Source organism: Mesorhizobium sp. LCM 4577 (assembly GCF_001854795.2).
In the GTDB taxonomy this organism is placed as follows: domain Bacteria; phylum Pseudomonadota; class Alphaproteobacteria; order Rhizobiales; family Rhizobiaceae; genus Mesorhizobium; species Mesorhizobium plurifarium.
Genome location: NZ_MDDU01000001.1, coordinates 263945 through 289903, shown reverse-complemented (window position 1 = coordinate 289903; position 25959 = coordinate 263945). Strand labels below are relative to the sequence as shown.

The 25959-nt window shown below is 64.7% G+C and carries 23 protein-coding genes; 11 read left to right on the top strand and 12 right to left on the bottom strand.

Annotated elements, in window-relative coordinates; all coding sequences use genetic code 11:
* Nucleotides 1-73: 73 nt before the first annotated feature.
* Nucleotides 74-1567, bottom strand: coding sequence for a HAMP domain-containing sensor histidine kinase (locus LCM4577_RS01425; protein ID WP_040984952.1), 1494 nt, complete (start codon nt 1565-1567; stop codon nt 74-76).
* Between the two features lie 256 nt (nt 1568-1823).
* On the opposite strand from LCM4577_RS01425, the gene rpmH reads away from it, so the two are divergent.
* The 3 genes from rpmH to yidC are packed head-to-tail and all read left to right on the top strand — an operon-like array spanning nt 1824 to nt 4163.
* Nucleotides 1824-1958 (top strand): 50S ribosomal protein L34, encoded by a 135-nt coding sequence (gene rpmH, locus LCM4577_RS01420; RefSeq protein ID WP_008833937.1) that lies wholly within the window; start codon nt 1824-1826, stop codon nt 1956-1958.
* 16 nt (nt 1959-1974) lie between these two features.
* A complete protein-coding gene (gene rnpA, locus LCM4577_RS01415) occupies nt 1975-2328 on the top strand; it encodes a ribonuclease P protein component (protein ID WP_040984950.1) in 354 nt (117 codons plus the stop codon).
* A 14-nt stretch (nt 2329-2342) separates the two neighbouring features.
* Complete coding sequence (gene yidC / locus LCM4577_RS01410) at nt 2343-4163, top strand: membrane protein insertase YidC (protein WP_071069190.1); 1821 nt, start codon at nt 2343-2345, stop codon at nt 4161-4163.
* A gap of 627 nt (nt 4164-4790) precedes the next feature.
* Here yidC and LCM4577_RS01405 read toward each other — a convergent pair.
* From LCM4577_RS01405 to LCM4577_RS01395, 3 genes are read right to left on the bottom strand one after another with little or no spacing between them, the layout of a single operon-like run.
* Entirely contained in the window at nt 4791-6335 is a 1545-nt protein-coding gene (locus tag LCM4577_RS01405; protein ID WP_040984946.1) for a DHA2 family efflux MFS transporter permease subunit, read from the bottom strand.
* On the bottom strand, nt 6332-7618 hold the full coding sequence (locus tag LCM4577_RS01400) for an HlyD family secretion protein (protein ID WP_071069188.1): 1287 nt from the start codon (nt 7616-7618) through the stop codon (nt 6332-6334). Before LCM4577_RS01400 ends, LCM4577_RS01405 begins: the two co-directional genes overlap by 4 nt.
* The gene (locus LCM4577_RS01395) at nt 7611-8075 is read right to left on the bottom strand and encodes a MarR family winged helix-turn-helix transcriptional regulator (protein ID WP_071069185.1); all 465 of its coding nucleotides are present in this window, start codon (nt 8073-8075) and stop codon (nt 7611-7613) included. Before LCM4577_RS01395 ends, LCM4577_RS01400 begins: the two co-directional genes overlap by 8 nt.
* Nucleotides 8076-8242: 167 nt before the next feature.
* Between LCM4577_RS01395 and LCM4577_RS01390 the strand changes: the two genes are divergently transcribed.
* The 3 genes from LCM4577_RS01390 (at nt 8243) to yihA (ending at nt 9957) form a co-directional block, all read left to right on the top strand.
* The gene (locus LCM4577_RS01390) at nt 8243-8557 is read left to right on the top strand and encodes a hypothetical protein (protein ID WP_071069183.1); all 315 of its coding nucleotides are present in this window, start codon (nt 8243-8245) and stop codon (nt 8555-8557) included.
* 93 nt (nt 8558-8650) lie between these two features.
* Nucleotides 8651-9289, top strand: coding sequence for a CatB-related O-acetyltransferase (locus tag LCM4577_RS01385; protein ID WP_040984940.1), 639 nt, complete (start codon nt 8651-8653; stop codon nt 9287-9289).
* A complete protein-coding gene (yihA, locus tag LCM4577_RS01380; protein WP_052457865.1) occupies nt 9286-9957 on the top strand; it encodes a ribosome biogenesis GTP-binding protein YihA/YsxC in 672 nt (223 codons plus the stop codon). The genes LCM4577_RS01385 and yihA overlap by 4 nt, the downstream gene beginning before the upstream one ends.
* A 27-nt stretch (nt 9958-9984) precedes the next feature.
* Here the strand turns inward: yihA and LCM4577_RS01375 are convergent, their stop codons facing one another.
* Both LCM4577_RS01375 and LCM4577_RS01370 read right to left on the bottom strand, forming a co-directional pair.
* Complete coding sequence (locus LCM4577_RS01375) at nt 9985-12456, bottom strand: DNA translocase FtsK (protein WP_071069181.1); 2472 nt, start codon at nt 12454-12456, stop codon at nt 9985-9987.
* A 241-nt stretch (nt 12457-12697) separates the two neighbouring features.
* Nucleotides 12698-13396, bottom strand: a complete 699-nt coding sequence (locus LCM4577_RS01370) for a TetR/AcrR family transcriptional regulator (RefSeq protein WP_071031825.1) — start codon at nt 13394-13396, stop codon at nt 12698-12700.
* A 132-nt stretch (nt 13397-13528) separates the two neighbouring features.
* Between LCM4577_RS01370 and LCM4577_RS01365 the strand changes: the two genes are divergently transcribed.
* Both LCM4577_RS01365 and LCM4577_RS01360 read left to right on the top strand, forming a co-directional pair.
* Entirely contained in the window at nt 13529-14722 is a 1194-nt protein-coding gene (locus tag LCM4577_RS01365) for an HlyD family secretion protein (RefSeq protein ID WP_040984934.1), read from the top strand.
* 141 nt (nt 14723-14863) lie between these two features.
* Complete coding sequence (locus tag LCM4577_RS01360; protein WP_071069179.1) at nt 14864-16477, top strand: DHA2 family efflux MFS transporter permease subunit; 1614 nt, start codon at nt 14864-14866, stop codon at nt 16475-16477.
* A gap of 89 nt (nt 16478-16566) precedes the next feature.
* Here LCM4577_RS01360 and msrB read toward each other — a convergent pair whose 3' ends face one another.
* From msrB to LCM4577_RS01340, 4 genes are all read right to left on the bottom strand, one after another.
* A complete protein-coding gene (gene msrB / locus LCM4577_RS01355) occupies nt 16567-17070 on the bottom strand; it encodes a peptide-methionine (R)-S-oxide reductase MsrB (RefSeq protein ID WP_071069177.1) in 504 nt (167 codons plus the stop codon).
* A gap of 220 nt (nt 17071-17290) precedes the next feature.
* Nucleotides 17291-17848 (bottom strand): fasciclin domain-containing protein, encoded by a 558-nt coding sequence (locus LCM4577_RS01350; protein ID WP_071069175.1) that lies wholly within the window; start codon nt 17846-17848, stop codon nt 17291-17293.
* Between the two features lie 209 nt (nt 17849-18057).
* The gene (locus LCM4577_RS01345) at nt 18058-18780 is read right to left on the bottom strand and encodes an anti-sigma factor domain-containing protein (protein WP_116389949.1); all 723 of its coding nucleotides are present in this window, start codon (nt 18778-18780) and stop codon (nt 18058-18060) included.
* Complete coding sequence (locus LCM4577_RS01340) at nt 18777-19316, bottom strand: sigma-70 family RNA polymerase sigma factor (RefSeq protein WP_071031819.1); 540 nt, start codon at nt 19314-19316, stop codon at nt 18777-18779. Before LCM4577_RS01340 ends, LCM4577_RS01345 begins: the two co-directional genes overlap by 4 nt.
* Nucleotides 19317-19457: 141 nt before the next feature.
* Here LCM4577_RS01340 and LCM4577_RS01335 point away from each other — a divergent pair, with 141 nt between their 5' ends.
* Both LCM4577_RS01335 and argB read left to right on the top strand, forming a co-directional pair.
* Nucleotides 19458-20954 carry an amidase gene (locus LCM4577_RS01335; protein WP_071069173.1) on the top strand — a complete coding sequence of 499 codons (1497 nt, stop codon included), beginning with the start codon at nt 19458-19460 and terminating at the stop codon, nt 20952-20954.
* Between the two features lie 534 nt (nt 20955-21488).
* Nucleotides 21489-22382: an acetylglutamate kinase gene (argB, locus tag LCM4577_RS01330; protein ID WP_071069172.1), complete on the top strand. Its 894-nt coding sequence runs from the start codon at nt 21489-21491 to the stop codon at nt 22380-22382.
* Nucleotides 22383-22417: 35 nt separating this feature from the next.
* On the opposite strand, the gene bchE is transcribed toward argB, so the two are convergent.
* Entirely contained in the window at nt 22418-23968 is a 1551-nt protein-coding gene (gene bchE, locus LCM4577_RS01325; protein WP_071069170.1) for a magnesium-protoporphyrin IX monomethyl ester anaerobic oxidative cyclase, read from the bottom strand.
* Between the two features lie 114 nt (nt 23969-24082).
* Complete coding sequence (locus LCM4577_RS01320; RefSeq protein ID WP_040984916.1) at nt 24083-24559, bottom strand: Lrp/AsnC family transcriptional regulator; 477 nt, start codon at nt 24557-24559, stop codon at nt 24083-24085.
* Between the two features lie 138 nt (nt 24560-24697).
* On the opposite strand from LCM4577_RS01320, the gene phhA reads away from it, so the two are divergent.
* Nucleotides 24698-25531, top strand: coding sequence for a phenylalanine 4-monooxygenase (gene phhA, locus LCM4577_RS01315; RefSeq protein WP_071069168.1), 834 nt, complete (start codon nt 24698-24700; stop codon nt 25529-25531).
* Nucleotides 25532-25959 lie beyond the last annotated feature (428 nt).

Genomic DNA, 25959 nt, shown 5'->3' with positions numbered 1-25959 from the left:
CTGAAGTACGTGAGCGCCGGAAGTGCAGGAAGCCGCCATTTGCAGGCCGGCCTCACCTGAATATCGGTACACCTCAAGCGGGGCGGCGCAGACCGTTGCGCGCCTGGTCGAGCCGGACCGGCTGGTCGGGAATGGTGACGGCGAAGACGGTGCGGCCGCCGATCGATTCGACGAGCTCGACCGTGCCGCCATGGGCGCGGATCAATTCATGCGCGATCGCCAGGCCGAGGCCGGTGCCGCCGCTGCGCGCCGAGCCGCGGAAGGCGGCGAACAGGTTCTCGCGCGCCTTGGGCGGCAGGCCTGGGCCGGTGTCGGTGACGGTGATGCGGCTGACGCTGCCGTGACGCTCGGCCGCGACCGCCAGCCGGCGCACCACCGCGCTTGCGGTGTCGGCGGCCATCGCCTGCACCGCGTTGCGGCAGAGGTTGCTGAGCACCCGGAAGAGCTGGTCGGAATCGGCGTCTACCTCGAAGGCATGCTCGACGCCATTGATGAACTCGATGCCTTCCTCGATGTCGAGCAGGCCGTGCACGTCGTCGACAAGCTGGCGAAGCCGCAGCCTGCGGCGCGACGGCGCCGGCTCCTGGGTGCGGCCATAGTGAAGCACGCCTTCGGAATAGGAAACGGCCCGGTCGAGCGCGCGCACGAGCTTCGGCGCGAAGGACTGCACGGTCGGGTCTTTCACCTGGCGCAGGCGGTCGGACATCAACTGCGCGGAAGCCAGGATGTTGCGCATGTCGTGGTTGATCTTCGACACGGCCAGGCCGAGGTCGGCGAGGTGCTTCTGTTCCGACAGCATTCTCTGCAGCCGGTCCTGCATCTGCGCCAGCTCGCGCTCGGCCACGCCAATCTCGTCGGAGCGGTCCGTCGGAGAGATGACGCGTCCGGGATCGTCGGGCGCCTCGGAAAAGGCCAGGATCGAGCGCGTCATGGTGCGGATCGGCCCGATCATGATCAGGTCGATCGCCGCATAGACCAGCATGGCGGTGAACAGCGAGATGAGCAGCGAGACGACGGCGACATTGCGCGAATATCTCAGCATGGCATCGCGCAAGCGATAATCCGGCATGATCAGCTCGAATTCCTTGTCGCTGTCGCCGACCGGGCCGAAGACGCGCAGCATGCGCTTGCCGCCGAAGAACAGCGTGTCGAGCGCGCCGGTCATGCCGTTGACGAGGCCGACATCGGCGATATCGATATGCTCGTCGACCTGGGGCGGCATGTCGGAAACGACGAGCAGCCGCGAGACCCCGCCGTCGCGCACGGCGATCGCCTTGGCGCCGATCGCCATCAGCACGTCGTTCTGAGCGTTGTGGGACAGCGCGTTGGGCTCGCCCTGCAGGAGCACGATCGACACGGCGGCGGCGGTGCTCAAGCGCTCCTTCAGCCAGTTGACCCGATAGCTGGCGATCCAGGGCAGGAAGATCAGGACTTCGGCCAAGAGCACGAAGGCGATGGTGAGGAAGAGAAGCTTGGTCGACAGGCCGCGCGACAGCGGCACCCGCCGCGACGAATTCGCCGCGGCCGGCCGTGCCTTTTCATCGGTGGACAGAGCTTCACTCGTCATGACGCGGTCTTCACGAAGCCTTGATCGGCCAAGATTATGCGATTTGAGGCTTTTTTGCCAATTTCAACCTTGGTGCAGCGAAAAAATGTCTGGCGGCCACGCCGGATTGACTTCCAAAAACCTTCTTTCTATAAGCCCGCTCACGCTCGGGCCATTCGTCCCGGCGCGGTTTCGATCGCGCCTAAGCCGGCCCGGCAAAGCTCCTGTTACAGAGTGACAGAATCAAGAAGGGCCGCACCCCGCGGTATTAAAACAAATGAAGCGTACATACCAACCGTCCAAGCTCGTCCGTAAGCGCCGGCATGGTTTCCGTGCCCGCATGGCCACCAAGGGTGGTCGTGGCGTCGTTGCTGCCCGCCGCAATCGCGGCCGCAAGCGGCTCAGCGCCTGAACGAAAGACGAGATCGTTGCCCGCACCCGGCAAGCCAAAGGGACAGGTTCCCGGGCGGCTTCTGAAACGCGCGGATTTCCTGGCTGTGCGCGGCGGCGAGAAACGCCGCGGGCGGCTTTTTCTCGTTGAAGTTCTCGACCGCGGCGACGATTCCGCGCCGCGCGTCGGCTACACCGTCACCAAGAAGGTCGGCAACGCCGTGGTGCGCAACCGCGTCCGGCGGCGGCTGAGGGAAGCCGTGCGCGTGCATGCCGCCGATGACATGGCGCCCGGCAATGACTATGTCATCGTCGGGCGCGAAGACGTGCTCGCCATTCCGTTCGGCCAGTTGAAGGCCGAGCTTTCCCGCCGGCTGCGCGGCACACGATAGGCCAAGGGCTTTCGATGGAAAACAACCGCAATTTCTTCATCACCATCGCGCTGTCGGTGCTGATCCTGACGCTCTGGCAGGTGTTCTACATGAACCCGAAGATGGAGCAGCAGCGCGAGCAGGCCCGCATCGAGCAGCAGCGCGTCGAGGCGCAGAAGAAGGAAGCGGGCGGCGGCGCCCACTCCGGCGCGGCCGGAACGCCGGCTCCCACCGCCGGCGCGATTCCCAGCGCGCCCGGCGGCGACACGATGACGGCGGCCGGCCGTGATCAGGCCATCGCCGCGACCAAGCGCGTCAAGATCGACACGCCGAGTCTCGAGGGCTCGATCAACCTGACCGGGGCGCGCCTCGACGACCTGAAGCTCAAGCACTACACCGAGACGGTCGACAAGAATTCACCCGAGATCGAGCTGCTCAACCCGCAGGCGCTACCTACCGGCTATTTCGCCGAGATCGGTTTTGTCGGCACCGACAAGACGGGCGCAGTGCCAAGCTCGGACACGGTATGGAGCGTCGAGGGCAATCCGACGCTGACCCCGTCGACGCCGGTGACGCTGACCTATACCAATGACAAGGGCCTGACCTTCAAGCGCACCATCTCGGTCGACAACGACTACATGTTCACCGTCTCCGACACGGTGCAGAACTCAGGCAGCGCCCCCGTCAGCCTGTTCAACTATGGCCGGGTCACGCGCTATGACAAGCCGGCGGTCGCCAGCACCTATGTGCTGCATGAAGGCCTGATCGGCGTCACCGGCAGCGAGGGGYTGTCGGAGTACAAATATTCGGCGATCGAGAAGGACAAGGAAGTCAAGYCCGGCAAGTCGACCGACGGCTGGCTCGGCATCACCGACAAATACTGGGCCGTGACACTGGTGCCGACCGAGAAGCAGCCCTTCCAGCCGCGCTATGCCTATTTCGAGGACGGACGTCACCGCTATCAGTCCGACTTCCTGACTGACGCAATCAATGTCGATGCCGGTCAGTCCGCGACTGTCGAGACAGAGATTTTCGCCGGCGCCAAGGAAGTCGCCAAGATCAACGCTTATGAGGCCGACCGTCACATTCGCCAGTTCAACTTGTTGATCGACTGGGGCTGGTTCTATTTCATCACGAAGCCGATGTTCTGGCTCATCGACACGCTCTACAAATTCTTCGGCAATTTCGGCCTGGCGATCCTCGCCACCACCGTCATCGTCAAGGCGATCTTCTTCCCGCTCGCTAACAAGTCCTATGCCTCGATGGCGAACATGAAGAAGGTGCAGCCGAAGATGGTCGAGATCCGCGAGAAATACGCGGACGACAAGATGAAGCAGCAGCAGGCGATGATGGAGCTCTACAAGACCGAGAAGATCAATCCGCTCGCCGGCTGCTGGCCGGTGGCGCTGCAGATCCCGGTCTTCTTCTCGCTCTACAAGGTGCTCTACATCACCATCGAGATGCGGCACGCGCCGTTCTTCGGCTGGATCCACGACCTTGCGGCGCCGGATCCGACGTCGATCTTCAACCTGTTCGGCCTGCTGCCCTTCGCGGCGCCCGCCTTCCTGCCGCATATGGGCGCCTGGGCGGTGGTGATGGGCATCACCATGTTCCTGCAGATGCGCATGAACCCGGCGCCGCCGGATCCGACGCAGGCGGCGATCTTCACTTGGATGCCGGTGATCTTCACCTTCATGATGGGCTCGTTCCCGGCCGGCCTCGTCATCTACTGGGCCTGGAACAACACGCTGTCGATCCTGCAGCAAGGCGTGATCATGAAGCGCCAGGGCGCCAAGATCGAGTTGTGGGACAATCTGGCGGCGATGTTCCGCAAGAAACCATCGCCGGCGGAATAGAAGGCGCACCTCACCAACGTCAAGCCCCGGCCTTCGGCCGGGGTTTTTTGCTGTCTGATATCGACATTTCCGTCGGCGTCCGACCGATCGCCTTGCCGTCCGAGGCGGGCCGCACGACGCATTCGGGGTTGGTCGGCACATTCGGTGAAACGGCGTTGTGGTTCAAGGTGGCGGCGAGTGAGCCGGCGCTGTTGGCGCTAACCTACGCGGTTAGCCGAATCCCTCCGTGACGTCGTCATACTCGGGCCTGACCCGAGTATCCATGCCGTGACCTCTGCCGTGGAGTGCAACGGTGCAGAATTCTGCAACCGCTGCAACGCCTTGGCGTAACGGCATGGATTCCAGGGTCTGCGCCGCGTCGCTGCGCTCCTTGCTCCGCCCTGGAATGACGATCATGCGGAGGTTTTCGCCAATCGCCGGCGTCTCCAACAAAAAGCCCCGGCATGTGAACTGGGCTCTCTACAATTTTCGGAAAATGGATCGAGGCCGTGAAACTCCGCGCGCGGCCGCTTCGTATGATTCTCGTCCTCCCCAAAAAGGCCGCGACGGCTTCCGGCGCAGCGACGCCGGTGTTTGGGAGGTCGTCCGGCAGGCCGGGGTCCCGCAGGCGGCGGGATCCCGGTCCTTTTATTCCATGACCGCGCTGTGATCGATCTTGGCAGGCGTGCCGGGCTTGCGCAGCAGAAGCACCAGCGGGATGGCGGCGAGGGACAGGATCATCATCAGCTTGAAGTCGTCGATATAGGAGATGATCGTCGCCTGCAGCGTGACCAGGCCGTCGAGCGCGGCGCGGCCGGCGGCGGTGTAAGGGCTCAGCGCCTGCGAGATCGCCGGGTCGCTGAAGGCCGGATTGTACGGCGTCACATAGGTGGCGATGTTTTCGTGGTTGATCTGCTGGTTCTGCGTCAAAAGCGCCGTGACCACCGAAATGCCGACGCTGGAGCCGATGTTGCGCGACAGATTGTAGAGGCCGGTGCCTTCGGCGCGCCGCTCCGGCGCCAGCGTGGCGAAGGTGATGGTGGTGAGCGGCACGAACAGGAAGCCCAGGCCGGCGCCCTGGATGAAGCCGGTGCTGATGATCGTCCATTGCGAGACGTCCGGCGTCCAACCGGTCATGTCGTACATCGCCCAGGCGGTAATGGCGAGGCCGATGAACAGCAGCCAGCGCGTGTCGACTTTGCCGACCAGCCGGCCGACGATGAACATGCAGGCCATGGTGCCGAGGCCGCGCGGCCCCATGACGATGCCGGCCGTCACCACCGGATAGCCCATCAGCGTCTGCAGGTAAGGCGTCATTAGCGCCAGCGAGGCGAGATAGGTGATGCCGATGATGAAGATGAAGATCATGCCGACGGAGAAGTTGCGGTCGAGAAACAGCCGCGGGTTCACGAATGTGTCACGCGCGGTGAAGGTGTGGACGATGAAGATGTAGAAGGCCGATGCGCAGACCAGCGCCTCGACGATGATCTCGGCCGAGGAGAACCAGTTGAGCTGCTCGCCGCGGTCGAGGAACATCTGCAGCGAGGCAATGGCGATCGACAGCATGCCGAAGCCCAGCCAGTCGAGCCTGGCCTTGAGGTCGAGCTTGGTTTCCTGGACGAACATCGAAACGCCGATGAAGGCTAGCGCGCCGATCGGCACGTTGATGTAGAAGACCCAGCGCCAGGAGACGTTCTCGGTCAGCCAGCCGCCGATGACCGGGCCGAGCACCGGGCCGACCATGACCGAGACGCCGAACAACGCCATGGCCGAGCCGCGCTCCTCGACGCTGTAGATGTCGAGCAGGATCGACTGCGACAGCGGCACCAGCGCCGCGCCGAACAGGCCCTGCAGCAGGCGGAAGCCGACGATCTGCGGCAGCGACTGGGCGAAGCCGCACAGCACGGAGGCCACGACGAATCCGGTGATGGCGACCAGCAGGATGCGCTTGCGGCCGAAGCGGTTGGCGAGATAGCCGGACGGCGGCGTCATCACCGCGGCGGCGACGATGTAGGAGGTGAGCACCCAGTTGATCTGGTCGGCGCTGGCCGAGACGCTGCCCTGGATATAAGGCAGCGCCACATTGGCGATGGTGGTGTCCAGCGCCTGCATGATGACCGCCAGGATCACGCAAGCGGTGATGGCGCCGCGATTGGCGACCACGGGCGCGCCTGTCGCGGAAGCCGCTGTCATGACTTTTGTCCGAAACGCTTGAGGAGGTCGGTGACGAAATCGGGCAGGCCGCGGGCATGGCCGGTGTCGATGCTGACGACCGCGCTCATGCCGCCGCGCAGCGGCGGCTTGCCGTCCGGATCGTCGATCGTCACGCGCATCGGGATGCGCTGCACGACCTTGACCCAGTTGCCGCTGGTGTTCTGCGCCGGCAGCAGCGAGAAGCTGGATGACGAAGCCGGGCTGATCGAGCCGACGGTGCCGTGCCAGACCTCGCCCGGATAGCCGTCGATGCTGATCGTCGCCTTCTGGCCGGGACGCACATAGGTGAGCTCGGTTTCCTTGGGCTCGGCCGCGATCCAGATGTCGGTCGACGACACCAGGCTGAAGGCCGGCTGCGAGGCCGGCAGGTACTTGCCGACCTGCAGCGCGTCGACATTGGTGACGATGCCGTCGAACGGCGCCTTGACGACGGAGTCGGCGAGGTTGCGCTGCGCGTCGTCCACCGCCGACTGGGCCTGCAGGTAGAAGGGATTCTGCTCGACCGGCTGGCTGGCGTCGCCGCCGAGCTGGGCAAGCATCGCCTGCGCCTGCGCCTTGGCGACCGTTACCTTCTGGCGGGCCGCTATGAGGTCGTGCTGGGCGCTGTCGAAGGTCGCCTTGGAAGCGGTCGAGGTCTTGAGCAGGTCCTGCTGACGCTGGAAGGCTGACTCGTAATAGGGGATGTCCGCCTGCGCCTGGTCGATCGCAGCGAGCGACTGCTGGTAGCTCGCCTGCAGCGTCAGCACCTGGTTGCGCACCGTGCCGAGTTGCGCCTTGGCGCCGGCGAGCGCGGTCTCGAAGGAGGCCGGCCGCAGGCGGAAGAGCACATCGCCCTTCTTCACCGCCTGGTTGTCGTGCACGTCGATCTCCTGCACGGTGCCGGAGACATCGGTGGAAACGCCGAGCGACTGTGCCTGGATGTAGGCGTTGTCGGTGGTCATGATCTGACCGCCGACGACGTAGTAGTAGCCGCCGGCCACCAGCGCGATAGGCAGCAGCGCAAACAGGACCGGCCGCGTCAGGCTGCGGCGCGGCTTGACGGGAGCGGGCGGAGCCACCGTGACGGAAGCCGGTTTCGGCTGGGCCGATGGCGCCTCGAGCGTCGCCGGCTCCGGCGCCACAAGCGCTTCCAGCTCATCGTCTTCGACGACAGGCGGGTTGCCGCGCCTTTGCTCGCGCTGGCTGTCCAGGCGAATGACCTGGTCGCTTGCTCTTTCGCTTTCCTCGCCGGCGGGCTTTCTGGGTGAGGTTCCTTCAGACATGGACTTTCTCCCGGTCGACGGCCGGCTGGGCGCAGGCCTCGAGCAGATTGGATTTAATCAGGCAAAGGGTTTGCAGCAGCTGCTGCTGCGCGTCCGCGGACAGGCCGGCAAAGGCCTCGCCACGCGTCTTTTGGCCATTGCTGCGCATCACTTCGATGAGCGGATGCGCCTTCGGGGTCGGATAGATAAGCCACGCCCGGCGATCGGCCGGATCGGGCCGGCGCTCGATGAAGCCGCCCGCCTCCATCTTGTCGAGCAACCTTGCGAGCGTGATCGGCATGATCTCGATGAGGTCGGCCAGCTTGTTCTGATGGATGCCTTCCTGCCGCGAGAGATAGGACAGCACCTGCCATTGCGCGCGGGTCAGTCCAAAGGCGCGCGAGCGCTGCTCGAAACGTTTCCTGAGCAGGCGCGCGACATCGTGCAGCACAAAGCTGATATTGGGCGAGGTGGACATGTGAGGACTTCGGAACGGGCGGACAAACTTTCGTGAGCATGCTTATTATCATCATGCACATAATCCTGCTGGACGTGGAGCGCAAGACCGACTAAGGCGCTTGGTAAAAATATCGCATAGGCCAGAACCCGGCCCGACCGGCTTGGGGTCAGGGCAAGGACCAGACGATGAATCGGCTCAAGATCGCCATGCTGGCGCTGCTCGTGGGATACGCTCTTCCGGCCGCCGCGAAGGATGCGGTGAGCTGCGGCGGAGCGGCAATGCTTGGAGGCGCGCAGCTCAATTGCAGCCACGTGCAACCCAAGGCGCCGCCGCAATTCTGCACCTTCAGCTGGGCCCTGCACACGACGGCGGGCGAGCAGAAAATCGTCGAAGGCAGCTTCTCGCTGCCGCCAGGGGCGGCGAATGTCCAGGTCTATCAGGGCAGCGGCTTCGACAGCGCCCTTTCCAACCCGATCGTGATCTGCCGCGGCAACCACTGAGCGGTTGGTGCCGCGGCCAGATCACGTTAGTTTGATCGCGCGCGGGCGCCGCCGGCTGCGCCCGAACATGCCTGTGAACCATGGAGGGGGGCGATGACCGGGCCCAATCCCAACATCAAGCATCCGATCGCGATGCATCCGCGCGTCGGCTTCCTGAAAGGGCTGGTGACGTCGCCCAACATCGAGATCGGCGACTTCACCTATTATGACGACCCCGAGGGTCCCGATAAATTCGCCGAAAAATGCGTGCTGCATCACTACGACTTCATCGGTGACCGGCTGGTGATCGGCAAATTCTGCGCCATCGCCGAAGGCGCGCGCTTCATCATGAATGGCGCCAACCACGCGATGTCCGGCTTCTCGACCTATCCGTTCAACATCTTCGGCCATGGCTGGGAGGACGGTTTTGATCCTGAAACCTGGTCGAAGGAGATCCGCGGCGACACCGTCGTCGAAAATGACGTGTGGATCGGCATGGATGCGGTGATCATGCCGGGCGTCAGGATCGGCAATGGGGCCATCGTGGCGGCGAAATCGGTTGTCACGCACGACGTGCCGCCTTATGCGATCGTGGCCGGCAATGCGGCAAGGATAGTGAAGATGCGCTTCGACGAATTCACGGTGCGGCGGCTTTTGAAGGCCGCGTGGTGGGACTGGCCGGTCGACAAGATCAGCCGCAATCTCAACGCCATTCGCGGCGCCGACATTGCAAAACTGGAGGCAGCGGTTTGAACGCGCCCAACAACAGCACGAACGAGACGGCGATCAGCCCGGAGCTGTTCACCCGCGGCTGGGTCTTCATCCGCGGCGTGCCGTCGATGAAGTTCCTGCCGCCCGAAGGCCCGCCGGAGATCGCCTTCGCCGGCCGTTCCAATGTCGGCAAGTCGTCGCTGATCAACGCGCTGGTCGGGCACAAGGGCCTGGCGCGGACCTCGAACACACCGGGCCGCACGCAGGAGCTCAACTATTTCGTGCCCGACGGATTTTCCGGCGAAGGCGCCGACCTGCCGCCGATGGCGCTGGTCGACATGCCGGGCTACGGCTACGCCAGCGCGCCGAAGGACAAGGTCGATGAGTGGACGAAACTCATCTACGAATATCTGCAGGGCCGCGTGACGCTGAAGCGCGTCTATGTGCTGATCGACGCGCGCCACGGCATCAAGGCCAAGGACGAGGAGGTGCTGACCCTGCTCGACAAGGCGGCGGTGTCCTACCAGGTGGTGCTGACCAAGACCGACAAGATCAAGGCCGCCGGCGTGCCGAGGCTGATCGAGGAGACGCTGGCCAGGATCAAGAAGCGGCCGGCGGCGTTTCCGGTGGTGCTGGCCACATCTTCGGAGAAAGCGGCGGGCCTGGACGAGCTGCGCGCGGCCATCGCCCTGGTGGCGAACGGCGGTTGAGGCAGTTGTCGCCCTGGCGCGGCCCGCTCAGTCCATCTCGTCCCGCTCCGGCTCGCGGTCGCGCCGGCCGGTGAGGATCTCGCGCTTGCCGACATGGTTGGGCGCGCCGACCAGACCTTCCTTCTCCATGCGCTCGACCAATGAAGCGGCGCGGTTGTAGCCGACGCCGAGGCGGCGCTGGATGTAGGAGGTCGAGCATTTCTTGTCGCGCTTGACCACCTTGACGGCTTCCTCGTAAAGGGCGTCGCCGTCCTCCTCGGCGATCGCGCTTTTGTCGAAGACCGGACCGGTGTYGGCTGCTTCCTCTGCCTCTTCCTCGTCGGCGGTGACGGTATCGAGATATTCGGGACGTCCCTGCGCTTTCAGATGCGCCACGACGTGCTCGACCTCCAGGTCGGAAACGAAGGGGCCGTGCACGCGCGAAATGCGCCCGCCGCCGGCCATGTGCAGCATGTCGCCCTGGCCGAGCAGCTGTTCCGCGCCCTGCTCGCCGAGGATGGTGCGGCTGTCGATCTTGGACGTTACCTGGAAGGAGATGCGCGTCGGGAAATTTGCCTTGATGGTGCCGGTGATGACATCGACCGACGGGCGCTGGGTGGCCATGATCAGATGGATGCCGGCGGCGCGCGCCATCTGCGCCAGGCGCTGGATGGCGCCTTCGATCTCCTTGCCGGCCACCATCATCAGGTCGGCCATCTCGTCGACGATGATGACGATGTAGGGCATGGGCGCGAGGTCGATCGAGCGTTCCTCGAACAGCGGCTCGCCGGTGCCCTTCTCGAAGCCCACCTGCACCTGCATGGTCACGACCTCACCCTTGTCGCGGGCGCAGCCAGCGCGCTGGTTGTAGCCGTCGATGTTGCGCACGCCGAGGCGCGCCATCTTGCGGTAGCGGTCCTCCATCTCGCGCACCGCCCATTTGAGCGCTGTGACCGCCTTCTTGGGATCGGTGACGACCGGCGTCAAAAGATGTGGGATGCCGTCATAGACGGAGAGCTCCAGCATCTTGGGATCGACCATGATGAGGCGGCATTCCTCCGGCTTCATCCGGTAGAGCAGCGACAGGATCATGGTGTTGATGGCGACCGACTTGCCGGAACCGGTGGTGCCCGCCACCAGCAGATGCGGCATCTTGGCGAGCTCGGCGATGACCGGTTCGCCGCCGATCGTCTTGCCGAGGCCGAGCGCCAGCTTGCAGGACGTGTTGCGGAAGCCGGCCGATCCGATCAGCTCGCGGAAATAGACCGTCTCGCGCGTCTCGTTGGGCAGCTCGATGCCGATGACATTGCGGCCCGGCACCACGGCGACGCGCGCCGAGATAGCCGACATCGAGCGGGCGATGTCGTCGGCCAGGCCGATGACGCGGCTGGATTTGACGCCCGGCGCCGGCTCGAACTCGTAGAGCGTGACGACCGGCCCAGGCCGGACATGGATGATCTCGCCCTTGACGCCGAAATCCTCCAGCACGCTTTCGAGCAGATCGGCATTCTGCTCCATGCGCTCCTGCGACATGTAGAAGCCCTGGCCCTCCGGCGGCAGCTGCAGAAGGTCTTCGGAGGGAAGCTCGTAGCCGGCCATCGCGGACAGCGGCGCGACTTCGCCGGCCATGGGCAGCGAAGGCGCCTGCCTCGGCGATCTTGCGCTTGAGGGCGCGGAAACCGGCACGGACTCGACAAGCGTCAGTTGGACGGACGCGGGGGCCGGCGTCGGGGCAGGGCCGGCGTTCGTTGCGCTAGAGCGCCATTCGATGACCCGGTAAAACGACGTCGCCTCGCTCATGAAGGGGACATGGGACTGACTTGGCTGGGCCGCCGGACGCTGCGCCGGCATCGGTTTGACCGATGGTTGCGCCGGAACGGCGGCCGCCTGACCGGTTTCGCTCAAACGCGCCCGCGCCAGGCGCTCGGCGAGGAAAGGCATGCCGAATTCGAAGAAGGCATGATCGGAAAGATAGGACCAGCGCAGTCCGCTCGGGCGCGGTTTTGGCGTCGAAGCGGCGGCAGCCTGAGTCGGCGCGGCCGGAGGAACCGGGACGGTGGCTGGGGCCGCCGTGGAAGGTGCGTGGACCGGTTTGATCCGTGCCGGCGCCGCAGCGCGAGCCTCAGTCGCAGCGGGAATAGCCCGAACTGGATTGGCAGGCGCCGGAGCCGGAGGCGCGGGCCGGACGGGCTGAACCGCAGGCGCCTTGCCTGGCGCGGCGTCTTCCTGCGGGGCGGTTCGCCGGGCGAGGTCGGTGTCCGGCGTGCGGGTGAACCGCACATTGGGCGCGAGGAAGAAATAATCCTGCCATGCCGGGCGGCTGAACTCGCCGCCATCGGCCGATTCGGCCGATGCGCCGCGAGCGGCGTTCGATTCGCCCTGAATCGAGGATCGCAACGTCACGACCTGCCCCGTTTGCGGCTGCGGAACCCCGCCCCGGCGTCCGACATCCTCCGCGCGGTGATCGTCGTCGCCCTGATAGGCGGAAGCGCCGGAAAGGTTGGCACGGGGAAAACGCATGGATGTCATTCTCGAGACTCGCCGATTGAACGTCTCCCGAGACATAGGAAGCGATGGTTAACAGGTCCTTCCGACAGCGCCTGCCGGACGAGGCCAATCGACATTTTGGGAGGGAGGTCTTGAGGAGGCCAGCGGCCGACCTCGGCGACGTCGCGTTCAGCCGTCATGCCCGCGCCTTCAAAGACGCGCCGCGGCCTTCAGCCGCGCTTCGCGCGCTTTGGGAGCCAGCGCGCGCGAACGGTCAGGCCGATTGCAACGCCTTTTCCTCGGCGAGGAATTTTTCCGTGGCGTAGGCCTTGAGGAACACGTCGACGCCGGACGTCACCACACGCTCGATCTCGGCCTGGGTCGGCGCCTTGGTGCGGTAGGAAAAGATGCACTGGCGAAACAGGCCGGCGAGGCAGAGTTCGGTGAACTGATAGGCGGCAAGGTCGACATCGTCGATCTCGAGCAGGCCGCGCTCGACGGCTTGGTTGAGGAAGGCCATGACCTTGTCGTGGCCGCGCTTCGGACCGCGCTCGTAGAAGCGCGCGCCAAGCTCGGGAATCCGGTCGGCGGCGCCGACCACGGTGCGCTGGGCCTGGATGACCTTGGCCGAGGTGATCTTGGCGGAGAGCCCCATGCCGAACTTGACCAGCGTCTTGCGCAGGTCATCGAAATGGTCGAGCACCTCATACAAGTTCTTGAAGATGGTGCCGCGCTCTTCCTCGATGAGAGCTTCGAACAGCTCTTCCTTGTTTTCGAAATAGACGTAGATCGTGCCCTTGGAGACGCCGGCCTCGCGCGTGATGTCATTCATCGAGGCGGCTTCAAAACCCTTGTCTATGAAGACGCGGCGCGCGCCTTCGATGATCTGGGCGCGCTTGACCGGGTCCTGTCCGGCGGCCGGACGGCCCTTGCGTAAGTCGAGCAGATCGCTATCGGCTGTCGTTTCGACCATGGAAGTCGTTCCTTAGAAAATATTTCGAACCACTCGGTTCGATTTCCTCTTGATATGGTCCTCTTTCCGCGCTATGTCAATCACCAATTCGAACCGAACGGTTCAGTCTGACTGACATCCAGAGAGATACCCATGTCCTCCAACGCGCCCGCCACCGCCGAAGTCCGCACCTTTCCCAACGCCAAGGCCCAACCGTCGACCGAAGCGCCGGAAATCCCTGTCCAGCCCGCCGCCCCGGTTGCTGCGCCCGCGGCCGAAGCACCCGCCAAGAAGAAGCGTTCGGTGCGCTCTTTCCTTTTGCCGATCATCGGCCTGGCCCTGCTCGGCGCCGGTTCCTACTATGGATATAACTACTGGACCGACGGCCGGTTCATGATCTCCACCGACGACGCCTATGTCCAGGCCGATATGTCGTTCGTGTCGCCGAAAATATCCGGCTATATCGACAAGGTGCTGGTGAGCGAGAACCAAAGGGTCAAGGCCGGCGATCCGCTGTTCGTCATCGACAATGGCGACTACAAGATCGCGGTCGCCCAGGCCGAGGCGCAGATCGCCACGTTGGCGAAGACGCTCGACCGCATCGACGCGCAGACCAAGGCGGCGCAGGCCTCGCTTTCGCAGGCCGAGGCCCAGAAGGTCGCGGACCAGGCCGCCGCCGACAATGCCGGCCGCGCCCAGCTGCGTGCCGCGCAGCTGCTCAAGACCCATGTCGGCACGCAGGCGCAGCTCGACGACGCGCAGACCGCGCTCGACCAGGCCAAGGCGGCGCTTGTCGGCGCCGATGCGCAGATCGCCGCGGCGCAGGCCAATATCGGCGTGCTGGAAGCCCAGCGCGCGGAATCGGCCTCGACGCTCGCCTCGCTGCAGCTCACCCGCGACAAGGCCCAGCGCGACCTGTCCTTCACCGTGCTGAAGGCGCCTTATGACGGCGTCGTCGGCAACCGCTCGGTCGAGCAGGGCGACCTCGTCAGCCCTGGACAGAAGCTCGCCGTCGTCGTGCCGATGGACAAGCTCTACATCGTCGGCAACTTCAAGGAGACGCAGCTCGGCCGCATGGTGCCCGGCGAGAAGGTCCGCATCACCGTCGATGCGATCGATGGCCAGAGCTTCGAAGGCACGGTCTCCTCGCTGGCGCCGGCTTCGGGCGCGGTGTTCTCGCTGCTGCCGCCGGAAAACGCCACCGGCAACTTCACCAAGGTGGTGCAGCGCGTGCCCGTGCGCATCGACGTGCCGGCCGACGTCTTGAAGACCGGCAAGCTGCGCGCGGGCCTCAGCGTCGTCGTCGCGGTCGACAGCCGCACCGCGCCGGCCTCGACGACCAACTGATCGGGGGGCGGTTCGGTGGCCAATCGAGCGCCGGRCCGCCCAGCCTGCTTCCGAGCGGCAGACCCGCTCCGACTATCTGTTTCGCCGCAATTCGGGACAGCCACGCACCTGTTCTCGATAATTGCTTAGGGAGGCCATGAGATGGCAACCGCAACCATTACAGCAGGGGCAATGCCCGGACGTCCGGCAGCCGCCGCGCCGGCCCTGCCCGCGGACCATATGCCTGTGCGCCGCGTCGTCGCCTTCCTGGCGATGGTGTTCGGCATGTTCATGGCGATCCTCGACATCCAGATCGTCTCGGCCTCGCTGTCGGAAATCCAGGCTGGCCTGAGCGCCAGCTCCGACGAGATCCCGTGGGTGCAGACCGCCTATCTGATCGCCGAGGTGGTGATGATCCCGCTGTCGGGCTTCCTCAGCCGCATGCTGTCGACGCGCGTGCTGTTCACCACAGCGGCCGCCGGCTTCACCGCCGCCAGCGCGCTCGCCGCCACCGCCACCAATATCGACCAGATGATCGTCTACCGCGCCATCCAGGGTTTCATCGGCGGCGGCATGATCCCCAGCGTGTTCGCGGCCGCCTTCACCATCTTCCCGCCCTCCAAGCGCGCCGTCGTCTCGCCGATGATCGGCCTGGTGGCGACGCTGGCGCCGACGATCGGCCCGACGGTGGGCGGCTATATCAGCCACGCCATGTCCTGGCACTGGCTGTTCCTGATCAATGTCGTGCCCGGCATTTTGGTGGCGACTGCCGCCTGGGCGCTGATCGATTTCGACAAGCCCAACCTGAAACTGTTCTCCAAGTTCGACTGGTGGGGCCTGATCGGCATGGCCGCGTTCCTCGGCTGTATGGAATATGTGCTGGAGGAAGGTCCGAACCATGACTGGCTGCAGGAGCCGGCGGTGTTTGCCTGCGCCATCATCATGACCATCGGCGCCGTCATCTTCTTCTGGCGCGTCTTCACCGCCGAGGAGCCGATCGTCGACCTCAGGGCCTTCAGCAACGTGAACTTCGCCTTCGGCTCGCTGTTCTCCTTCGTCGTCGGCATCGGCCTTTACGRGCTCACCTATCTCTATCCGGTGTTCCTCGGGCGCATCCGCGGCTACGATTCGATGATGATCGGCGAGGCGCTGTTCGTCAGCGGCCTGGCGATGTTCTTCACCGCGCCAGTCGCCGGCATCCTGTCGAACAAGATCGACCTCCGGCTGATGATGATGATCGGCTTCGTCGGCTTCGCCACCGGCACCTGGTGGATGACGCATCTCACCGCCGACTGGGATTTCTATGAGCTCTTGATCCCGCAGATCCTGCGCGGCTGCTCGATGATGCTGTGCATGGTGCCGATCAACAACATTGCGCTCGGCACCTTGCCGCCGGAACGGCTGAAGAACGCGTCGGGCCTGTTCAACCTGACCCGCAATCTCGGCGGCGCGGTCGGCCTCGCGCTGATCAACACGGTGCTGATCGACCGCAACGCCTTCCACTATGCGCGGCTTTCCGAGCATGTGCAGTGGGGCAGCCAGGCCGCACAGACCAAGCTGCAGAACATGACGCTGACCTTCGAGCAGACCGCCGGCCTCGACGCCACGAGCGCCGCGATCTCGAAACTGTCCGGCATGGCTCATCAACAGGCGGCGCTTTTGTCCTTCATGGACGTGTTCATGATGCTGACGGTGCTGTTCGCCTCGCTCGGATTCTTCGTGCTGTTCATCAACAAGCCGGCGCAGCAGGGCGGCGGTGGCGGCGGAGGCCATTGAGGAGCCGGAACCCCCGCCTGGCCTCCTCAACGCGTGACCCCGGAAATCGGCGACGATTTCCGGGGTCATTCTTTTTGGAGAGAAATCGGTTAAGCAGAGGCCGGCTTGAAGCTCAGCGCCACGCCGTTGATGCAATGGCGCAGGCCGGTGGGCGGCGGGCCGTCGTCGAAGACATGGCCGAGATGGCCGCCGCAGCGCCGGCAATGCACCTCGGTGCGAGTCATGCCGAGCGAATTGTCCACGGTCTTGCCGATGGAGTTGGCGATCTCCTGATAGAAGCTCGGCCAGCCGGTGCCGGAATCGAACTTGGTTTCCGACGAATAGACCGGCAGGTCGCAGCCGGCGCAGGCGAAGATGCCCTTGCGATGCTCGTTGAGCAGCGGGCTGGTGCCTGGATATTCCGTGCCCTGCTTGCGCAGCACGTCGAAGGCTTCGTCCGACAGGATGGCATGCCACTCGGCATCGGTCTTGGTGACCTCGAAGGTCTCGGCGGCCAAGGCTGGCTTAGGCCCGCCGGCGCGCAGCATCGCTGCGGATCCGACGATGAGAGCGGTGGCGGCTGCCCCGCTCCAGAGAAAATCGCGACGGTTCATGGCCGTTCCTCCTGACGCATTTTGCCAAGATAGAGCGCCGCCCGGAAATCAAAAGCCGGTGACGCTCTGTCCGTTCTTGCTCGGATGCTGCTCCGCGCCGCCCTTACGGGACAGCGCGGAGCACACCCTTGTCGGCGGCGCGGATCTTGGATGTCGCGGCCGGCGCTCAGCCATGTCTTCGCCGGCCAGGTCCGCTTTGTTACATCTTCGGCCCGCTTTGTTACATCTTCGGCAAGAGAACCTTGTCGATGACGTGGATGACGCCGTTGGACTGGCGGACATCGGCGATTGTGACGTGGGCGACATTGCCGTTCTCGTCGGTGACGGTGACCTTGCCCTTCTCGGCTTTCAACGTCAGCTCGCAGCCGCCGACGGTCTTGACCTGGTGCGCGCCGCCATCGGCCTTGGCCATCTTGGCGACATCGGCGGCCAGCGCCTTGGCGGCGATGACGTGGCAGGTCAGCACCTTGGTCAGCTTGTCCTTGTTCTCGGGCTTGAGCAGAGTGTCGACCGTGCCGGCAGGCAGCGCCGCGAAGGCCTCATTGGTCGGCGCGAAGACAGTGAAGGGGCCGGCGCCCTGGAGCGTGTCGACAAGGCCGGCGGCCTTGACCGCGGCGACCAGCGTGGTGTGGTCCTTCGAATTGACGGCGTTCTCGATGATGTTCTTCTTGGCATACATCGGTGCCCCGCCGACCATCGGATTGGCGGCGTAGGCGACGGCGCCGAGCGCGGAAAAGCCGAGCGCGGAGGCAAGCAAAAGGGTGGCGAGTTTACGCATGGTGTCAGTCTCCTCGGGTTTTTCTTCCCATCCTTGGGAACGCGAGGAGATACGGGCTCGAAAAAAGTAAGTTTCACGACCGTTGCGAGATTTTTTTCTTGCTCGATTTATTTCACCTGCGCTATCCGTGACGGCATAGGACTTTTCTCATCCGCCATAGGTGAGAGATAAAACCCTTTTTTTCTTCTTTGGAACCGCGTCGCCTGGGATCAGATGCCCTTCAGGTCACCCGCGGCGACGACCGGACCGGTCGGCTGGCCGGTCGGCGAACCGCCCGAAGGCTCGAGGCTGACGGCGAGCACGGCGCCTTGCGCGAGTTTCTGCTGGACGGCGGGCGCGACCGGCATGCGCGCGGTCTGGCCGGCCGGGATGACGCCCATCGAGACCGGCGCGTTTTTGCCTTCGATCATCCACAGCTCGAAATCCTTGCCGGCGCCGCGCTCGCCGGAGACCAGCGACAGGCCGACTTCATGGCGGGCGGCGTCATAGACGGCAAGGTATTTGACGTTGCTGTTGTCGGCGGCCAAAGACGCCACCAGCCTGGTCTCGGGCGGGCGGACCGGCGGATTGACGTAAGGCAGGGCGACATAGACGGCCAAAGCCGCAATCGCGGCGGCGGCGAGGCCGCGCCAGAAGGCAAGGCTCGTCCACAGGCTACCACTCGGCGCGCCGGATGTGGAAGCGGACGATGCGAACAGGCGGCGGTCGATCGCCGCCTTGACCGAAGCCGGCGGCTCGACCGCGGCGTAGGCAGCGGCCATCGGCGCAAAGTGCACCTCCCAGGCATCGACCAGGCGGGCAAGGGCCGTCTCGGTGTCGATGCGACGGGACGCGATCTGCCGCTCGTCGGCTGGCAGGACGCCGAGAACGTATTCGGCGGCGAGCAGGTCGTCGCCTCCGCGTTCCGGTCCGTTGTCTTCCGCCAGCGTCATCTTTCCAGGCATTCCCTCAGTTTGAGCAGGCTTCGCCGCAGCCAGGTGCGCATCGTGTTCAGCGGAACCTTGAAGCGCTCCGCCAGCTCGGCATAGCTTTCGCCGCTCAGATAGGCGCCCCGGACGGCCGCCGCCCGGTCTTTCTCCAACTCGTCAAGGCAATGGTGGATGCGTTCGGTCTCGCCGCCCGCGACAGCCATGGCCTCAGGTCCCGGCGTCGGATCGGCGACGTCGAGAGCTGCGTCGATATTGGCGGAAGGACTGCGCCGCGCCCTGATGCGATCGATCGCATGGTTGCGCGCGATGGCCACCAGCCAGGAAATCGGGCTCAGATCGGAAACCGCGAAACGGTCCGCTTTCGTCCAGATCTTGACGAAGACTTCCTGCAGCGCTTCTTCCGCATCACCCCGGTCCCTCAAGACACGAAGGCAAACGCCGAAAAGTTTCCCGCTGGTCTGCTTGTAGAGCAGATCGAACGCAGCCCGGTCCTTCATCGAAGTCCGGACGATCAGCTTGCTGATGTCCTGAGGCCCCATGGCGGCAAATTAGAAGATTGCGATTTAATTGCAACGGGCCGACCAGTCCGCCGAAGATTGCCGTACCGTGAGTTCTATCGAATCCCGATTTCGATTTGCAGCTTCATGCGATAGATTTTGGCAAAAGAGGGGGGGGCGGCGATGTCGATCGAGCGCGTGCTTTGGGAACAGGATGCGACCGGACTTGCCGAGCTCGTCCACAAAGGGGAAATCGCGCCGCCGGAGCTGGTCGACGCGGCGATCGCGCGCGCCGAGGCGACAAGGCCCGACATCAACGCCATCGCTACGCCGCTTTACGACGCCGYGCGGGCGCGGGCCAAGACCGTCGACCGCACGCTGCCGCTGGCTGGCGTGCCCTTCGCGCTCAAGGATCTCGGCATCGGCCTCAAGGGCGTGCCGATCCATGGCGGCAGCCGCATCCCACCGTTCACAGCCGATTTCAACTCGGTGATGGTCGAGCGCTATCTCGCCGCCGGCCTGATCCCGATCGCCACCAGCACCTCGCCCGAGCATGGGCTGAGGCTGATGACGGAGTCGGCCCGCTTCGGCATCACCCGCAATCCCTGGAACACCGGCCATACCACGGGCGGCTCGTCCGGCGGCGCCGCCGCGCTGGTGGCGGCGGGCGTGGTGCCGGCGGCGCATGCGTCCGACGGCGGCGGCTCGATCCGCGTGCCCTCCGCCTGCAGTGGGCTGGTCGGCCTGAAGACCTCGCGCGGCCGCGTGCCGCTGACGCCGCTCGTCAGCGAAAGCTGGTATGGCATGGTCGTCGATCACGCCGTCAGCCGCTCGGTGCGCGATACCGCGCTGCTGCTCGACCTCACCCATGGCGCCGATCCGCTCTCGCCCTACGCGGCGCGCGCCCCGCAAGGTTTCTTCGCGGTCGCCGCGGCGCGAGACCCGGGCAAGCTCAGCCTCGCCGTCTACCGCAAGTCGCCGCTCGGCCTGCCGATCTCGGCCGAGACGCTCGCGGCGCTCGACACCGCGGTGGCGTTGGCGCGCGAAGGCGGCCACACGGTGGAGGAGATTGAGCTGCCTTTCATCGGCCGCGACTTCATCGCCGATTTCTGCCGGAGTGTCGCCTCGGCCGTCGCCGGCACGATGCGGGCCGAAGCGCAGCGTGTCGGCCGGCCGGTGACCGGCGACGTCGAGCGCGCGACCCGTGTGCTGACCCGCCTCGGTGAAATGCTGTCCGCCGGCGAAGTCTATGAGAGCGTGCAGCGGCTCAACGCCACGGCACGGCAACTGATCGAGGAGACGGCGCGTTTCGACGCCGTGCTGATGCCGATCATCGCGCATCCGCCTTTGGCCTGCGGCTCGATGGACCCCAAGGGCGCCGACGAGTTCCTCGAGAACGTGCTCGACAAATTGCATCTGACGAGCCTGCTCAAGGTCAAGTCGTTCTTCGGCCAGCTGATGGACAAGAGCCTGTGGTTCACCCACTGGCCGGCGATCCAGAATGTCAGCGGCCAGCCGTCGATCGCGCTGCCGGTGCATGTCACCGAAACCGGCCTGCCGCTCGGCATCCAGGCGGCGGGACGCCCCGGCGACGAGGAGACGCTGCTGTCCTTCGCCGCGCAGATGGAGAAGCTTTCGGGATGGCTGGGACGGCGGGCACCGCTCAAAGTGCCGGCTTAAATCGCATAGGGCGTTCCCCTCTCCGTCTCGGCTTCGCCGAGCCACCTCTCCCCCACGCCCACATCTTCTGTGACTGGCGCGCCTGATCGGGCCTCGGCTTGATTGCCACGTGGTTCCCCCAATCCGTCGCTGCTTCGCAGCGCCACCTTTCCCGCCCTCCGGAGGGAAAGGAAGGGAGCCTTGCTGGAGGAGCGTTGGCGGCAAAAAGCTTGGCGCCCTTCCTCTACCCCGTCGATCGGGGGAGAGGTGGCTCGGCGAAGCCGAGACGGAGTGGGGGTCGACCAGCGCTACATGGGACAATGCATGCGCCAAGCAGCCATGCACGCTATCGCCAAAGACCAGCCGCTTGGAAATGTGTGCATGCCGGGGCCCACAAAGTGAGCCGCGAAGCGGCCGGAGAGGGGGCTAGCGCTGCCATATGTGGTTACATGGCTTGGTCAGCGCATGATTTCATCTTTGTGACCGCAAAGCCGTTTGCGGCCTGCGGCAATTCCCGCTAAGAGGCCGCCATTCACGCTAGCTGGGATCACATCGATGACGGACGTCGCCGCCAACGCCGAAATGCAGGCCGCGCTGCTCTCGCGCGCGCTGCCTTACATGCAGCGCTACGAGAACAAGACGGTGGTGGTGAAATATGGCGGCCATGCCATGGGCGACACCGAGCTCGGCAAGGCCTTCGCCCGCGACATCGCGCTGCTGAAACAGTCCGGCGTCAACCCCATCGTCGTGCATGGCGGCGGGCCGCAGATCGGCGCGATGCTCACCAAGATGGGCATCGAATCCAAGTTCGAGGGCGGCTTGCGCGTCACCGACCAGAAGACGGTCGAGATTGTCGAGATGGTGCTGGYCGGCTCGATCAACAAGGAGATCGTGGCGCTGATCAACGCCGAGGGCGAATGGGCGATCGGACTCTGCGGCAAGGACGGCAACATGGTGTTCGCCGAGAAGGCGCGCAAGACCATGATCGACCCGGATTCCAACATCGAGCGGGTGCTCGATCTGGGTTTCGTCGGCGAGCCGGTCGAGGTCGACCGCACGCTGCTCGACCTTCTCGCCCGCTCGGAGATGATCCCGGTGCTGGCGCCGGTCGCGCCGGGCCGCGATGGTCACACCTACAACATCAACGCCGACACGTTTGCCGGGGCGATTGCCGGCGCCTGCCGCGCCTCGCGCCTGCTCTTCCTCACCGACGTGCCCGGCGTGCTCGACAAGAACAAGAAGCTGATCGACGAGCTGACCGTCGCCGAGGCCAAGGCGCTGATCAAGGACGGCACCGTGTCGGGCGGCATGATCCCGAAGGTCGAGACCTGCATCGAGGCGATCGAGCGCGGCGTCGAGGGCGTCGTCATCCTCAACGGCAAGACGCCGCATTCGGTGCTGCTCGAGCTCTTCACCGAGCACGGCGCCGGCACATTGATCGTGCCGTAGAAAGGGCAGTTCACCGTTTCGGCGACCTGCCATATTCAGCCGGCTAATCTTCTCTGATCTTCAACGATCACGACCGGCTTTCGCGCCGGGCGCCTAGCGATCATCGATTCCTCCTCGGCGTCCTGCGGCGCGCCCCAGAACTCGGCGAGCGTCGGGCCATCCGTGACGCGCCGGTCGCGGGCGAGAAAACCCCAGACTTCGCGGAACCAGACGCGGCGACCCATCTTCGTGTACCAGCGCATCGAATGGCGCTGCTGCGGATCGGGATGGAACAGGATGCGCGCCAGCGCCTTCGGCCGCGACTGCACGGCGACCTCGATCAGCTTGACGGCGAAGAACAGCACCCACGGCTTCAGCCGGGTCATCGCCAGAACCTGGTGCTTGTAGTCCCAGAGGCGCACGTCCTTCTGGATCACCTTGCGGTCGGCAGCGATGCGGAAGAACGGCGTCCAGCGATGCGGCGTGACATAGAGCGCCTGGATCTGGTCGGGATCATAGGCGATGAGCTGGCGGAAGCCGCGCCAGAGATCGCGCAGGGTCTCGTCCTCGAAGCCGGCCACCCAGGTCGCCATCGACAGGATGCCGTGCCGCCTGAGCAGCCGGATCGCTTCGCGGTCGGATTTGGTGCTGCCGCCCTTGCGGATCAGCGACAGCGTCTCCTCGTCGGTGTTCTCCATGCCGAGCAGCCAGCGGATAACGCCGGCCTTGCGGTAGAGGTGCAGGATATCGGCGTCGCGCACGATGTCGTCGGCGCGGGTCGAGCCAACGATCAGAACCGGCACGTTCTCGGCGATCATGGCGTCGAGAAAGGCGCGCCAGGCCTTCTTCGAGGAGGTCGGGTTCTCGTCCGCGAGGTTGATCAGCTCGACGCCATGCTCGCGATGCAGCCAGGCGATCTCCTTGGCGAAGCTGACCGGGTCGCGATGGCGCCAGCGGGTCCAGAAGCCGCGCTGGCCGCAGTAGTTGCACAGATGCGGGCAGCCGCGCGAGAACTGCATGACCACGGCCCGCTTGCCGCCCCAATAGGAATAGCGGCGATGGTCGATCAGCTCCCAGCCGACGCGCCAGGCGTCGAGATCGGCGAGCGTCATGGCCGGCTGCGTCGCGACCGGGTGGCCGAGGTCGTCGCGATAGGCGATGCCGGCGACGCTTGCCACCGGCTGGCGCATCTCGATCGCCTCGACCAGCGCCGTCGCGGTCGCCTCGCCCTCGCCGCGCACGATGAAATCGAAGACGTCGGTCGCCGCCAGGATGTCGCGCCAATGATAGGTCGGGAAGACGCCGCCATAGATGGCGATGACGCGTGGTGCGCGGGCCTTGATCATTTCGGCGATCCGCAAGGACGTCGGATGCGCCGAGTTCGACCCGGAATGGCCGATCAGGATGAAGTCCGGATCGCCGCTCAGGGCCTCACCTACCAGCGTGCCAAGCGGCATCGGCCCGAATTCGGCGTCGACGAGGCGCACCCGATGGCCGGAATCGATCAGCGGACCGCCGATCGACAGCAGCCCAAGCGGCGGCAAATGATCGTCGGGCACACGGCTGCCGATGGCGGTATGCGGCGGATTGATCAGCACGATGTTCAAGGCGGACCTCCATGTTGGTCCGCTTGTGCTAGCCACCGATGTCGAAGCCGCCTTGGCGCGGTTCAGCAGTTTCCCCGCAGCTTTTCCGGAGAAATCGCCCGATAGGGTCCGTAGCTAGCGCCGCAGATGGCTCAGCGGCACGTGGCCGGGGCCCTTGATGTTCTGCAGCACGAGTTGCGTGTGGACGTCGCGCACGCCGGGCAGCCGCATCAGCCGATGCATGACGAAGGCGTTCAAATCGTCCACCGACGGCACCATGACATGCAGCAGGAAATCGTGATCGCCGGTCATCGTCCAGCAGGACGAGACCTCGTCCATGCGCTGCACGGCGGCGATGAAGCTTTCCGGCGAGCCGTCGCTGTGGCTGACCAGCCGCACCTGGATGAACACCTCGACGGTGAGGCCCACGGCGCGGCGGCTGAGCACGGCGGCAAAGCCCTTGATGATGCCGGTTTCCTGCAAGGCCTCGAAGCGGCGCGCGCAAGGCGTGGTCGACAGGCCGATCTCCTGGGCCAGCTCCGAGACGGGCTTGCGGCCGTCGCGCTGCAGGATGTCGAGCATCTTGATCTCGAAATCGTCGAATTGAGGCATATTTTCTCGGTCTCGCATGGGTCTGAGTGATTTTACCTCAAAATCAGCAGACAAGCTACAAATCAGGCTGATTTGCCTCAGCGATCGCTCCTACACTCACTTCCACAATCCGCGGATCATGATCTTGAGGAGGATACGATGACGATCAGCGTTGCCGATTACGCCGCCGAATGCGCGGCGCAGGGCCTTCGYGGCGACTATTCGGTGTGCCGCAGCRACTTCACCGTAGCGCAAGGCTACGATTATTCGGCCGAGGAACAGGCGGTGTGGCGCACGCTATGCGACCGCCAGACGAAACTGACCAAGAAGCTCGCGCACCATTCCTATCTGGATGGCGTCGCCGCACTCGGCCTGCTCGACCGGATTCCCGATTTCGACGAGGTCAGCGAGAAGCTCACCAGGCTGACCGGATGGGAGATCGTCGCGGTGCCGGGCCTGATCCCAGCCGGCCCGTTCTTCGACCATCTCGCCAACCGGCGCTTTCCGGTCACCAACTGGCTGCGGACGAAAAAAGAGCTCGACTACATCGTCGAGCCGGACATGTTCCACGACTTCTTCGGCCATGTGCCGATCCTGACCCAGCCGGTGTTCGCCGATTTCATGCAGATGTATGGCCAGAAGGCCGAGGACATGATCGCGCTCGGCGGCGACGAGATGATCACGAGGCTCTACTGGTACAGCGCCGAATACGGCCTCATCCAGGAGCCCGGCCAGCCTGTGAAAGCCTTCGGCGCCGGGCTGATGTCGTCCTTCACCGAGCTGCAATTCGCGGTCGAGAGCAAGGACGCCCACCATGTGCCGTTCGACCTCGAGACGGTGATGCGCACCGGCTATGAGATCGACAAGTTCCAGCGCGCCTATTTCGTGCTGCCGTCCTTCGATGCGCTGCGCGATGCTTTCGCCAAGGGCGACCTCGCCGGCATCGTCTCACGGTTCAAGGGTCAGCCGGCGCTCGACCCGGCAACGGTGTGAAGTCGGTTTTCGYCCAACCGACAATCAGGGCGGTTCAGTTGCCGGAAGGTAACTGGACCGCTTTGACCTTTTGCAATTAGCTCCCCAGCACTGGGATTTTGACGGTTGGCTATGTTTTGCGTCGGCGGGCGGCATGCCTTGACGGTTGGCCGAAACACCCATCGCGATCGTCATCCACGGGCGGAGCAAGGAGCGAAGCGACGCGCGCAGACCCGAGGATCCATTCCGTGACGCGTGAGCGCTGCTGCGGTGCAGAATTCTGCTCCGCAACGTTCTTCGATCAAAGTCACGGAATGGATTCCAGGGTCTCCGCGACGCCGCTTCGCGGCTGCTCCGCCCTGGAATGACGACGTTGGAAGGCTTTAGCCATCCCCCAGTGTTTGCAGCGATTTCACGGAACGGTGAAAATCGTGCCCGTCGACAAACGG